Origin of the sequence: Pseudomonas thermotolerans DSM 14292, assembly GCF_000364625.1 — a bacterium.
GTDB classification, from domain to species: domain Bacteria; phylum Pseudomonadota; class Gammaproteobacteria; order Pseudomonadales; family Pseudomonadaceae; genus Aquipseudomonas; species Aquipseudomonas thermotolerans.
In genome coordinates, this window is sequence record NZ_KB822661.1 from 1 (window position 1) to 1,879 (window position 1,879).

Genomic DNA, 1,879 nt, shown 5'->3' on the forward strand with positions numbered 1-1,879 from the left:
CTTGAACTCGGGACTGTATTTCTTGCGCTTCATGAACACTCCTTCAGCTCGGTGTGAGCTTACTCGAAAGTGTCCGTGCTAACGGGGTAGAACCCTCTCGGCGCATATAGACCTCGTTTGCGTTGCTGTAGTCGGCATCCCAGCCCTGAGCATATCGAGTCATGAAGCTCAGTCCGGGCACACCGAAAGGCTCCATATCCAGGTCATAGCGCACCTGCCATGACTTCTCCTTGGGCGAGTTGAAGTCACTGTACTGAATGGAGTTGTCGAGGTAGATGGAGTCAGATTGGCGCAAGTAGTCGAAGTCGTCATCGCCGTTGTTGCGCTGGAGTCCAACCAGGACGGTGTGCGCGCCGAACTGGATGCCGACCTTACCGCTCCAGATGTTGTTATCGAAGCTCCCGAGGAGCTGCTTCCCTTCATCAACTGCCTTGTAGTAGTTCAACCCACCGATCAAGGCGACATCGTCCGCAAGCGGATAGCTCAGCGTGGTGCCCGCATAGTATTGATTCCAGGCATCCTTGAGCCGACTGGTGTAGAGACTGAAGCCCAGGTTGTCGTTGAGCGTGTAGTCACCGCCGAAATAGGCGATCCATGGAGAGTCGACTTCGCCCGCGTAGAAGGTGGCGAAGCCGTCACGCATGCTGCTGCTGTTGGGTTGGCTCATCGAATGAAGGCGACCGCCTTGAAGCGACAGTCCTTCCACACTGGTGTTGGCCACGGTGATGCCGCGGAAACTCTCCGGTAAAAGCCGCGCATCACCGTACTGGACGACCGGGCTGACAGGAAAGACATCGCCTGCCTTGATTTCGGTATCCATGAACCGTGTTTTTACTGCACCGCCCAGCTTGGAGTAGTTGTCCTCAGCCTGCCCGAGGCTGTTGTAAGGCAGCACATCGACTGAGCCACCGGCTCCTGAACGGCCGTCGCCAGTGTCAAGTTTAAGTCCTAGCATGGCAAAGGCATCGACACCAAAGCCTACGGTGCCTTCGGTGTAGCCAGACTCGAATCGGCCGATCACGCCATGCGCCCACTCTTCCGAGTAGCCGTTACCTGAGCTGCTGGACTGGCCGTTGCGGAAGTCACGGTTGAAGTAGAGGTTTCGATTGAGAATGGTCAGGCTACTGCCTTCGATAAATCCCTCGCCTTTCTCGCCAGCGGCCATTGCAGCTTGCCCGGTGCTGACACTTAGAGCGATCAGAGAAAGTCCAAACAGGACCTTGTTGTTCATAAATGCTCCTGATGTTATTGGCAGTTTCATTGTGTTGTTGGATATATGCGCCAAGCGCGCCGGCATAGCCGAGCGCGCTTTTGTCATATTTCCACATACCAAATAACGTCAGGGTGACTTGGAAATTACATTTCCGTCAGCGCGATGTCATTTATTAGTTCTGGTTCCGGCAGCCTGTCCCGGCTACCCGGTATTCCAGAATATTCAGATCGCCATTGGAGTCCTCGTAGGTCATCTGGGCCGGCATCACACCGCAGCTAGAGTCCGTTGAGGTAATGGCCACGACCCTGGCGATATCGAGCTTCATGCCGTAGCGGTAATGAATAACTTCAGGCGGATTCTTTCCGTTAGCGGCAGCATACTCTTGCATGGCCTGCTCATTGGCCTGAATCATCCGACCATAAACACGATCAGCGCCGCCTTCTGCCAGAGCGGCAGAGGAAACAACCATAACGGCAAGGGCTGCAATAACTTTGAGGCTTTTCATATTTAATCACTCCTTCAAGGTGGTGATTAAAATATATCCGCTCAACCTGTCATAAAAATGAAGTCAAGGCGGCCGCAAAAACTGAGTGCAACACCTGACCTTTCCGGTACGGTGTTGCCCCTATGTCCTATTCCGAACTCAGCGTTGAAGAACGCGCCACC

At 54.1% G+C, this 1,879-nt stretch carries 1 protein-coding gene and 1 pseudogene; both read right to left on the reverse strand.

All coding sequences use genetic code 11. From position 1 onward, the window contains the following. Positions 1 to 94 precede the first annotated feature (94 nt). Positions 95 to 1,231: pseudogene (locus H165_RS0118030) on the reverse strand (OprD family porin); the annotation flags it as partial. A 154-nt stretch (positions 1,232 to 1,385) separates the two neighbouring features. After that, positions 1,386 to 1,718, reverse strand: coding sequence for a DUF2790 domain-containing protein (locus H165_RS0118035; protein WP_013715616.1), 333 nt, complete (start codon positions 1,716 to 1,718; stop codon positions 1,386 to 1,388). Between the last annotated feature and the right edge of the window lie 161 nt (positions 1,719 to 1,879).

Coding starts and splice junctions, on each gene's coding strand:
- H165_RS0118035 (WP_013715616.1), bottom strand. CDS start 1,718: ATGAAAAGCCTCAAAGTTATTGCAGCCCTTGCCGTTATGGTTGTTTCC.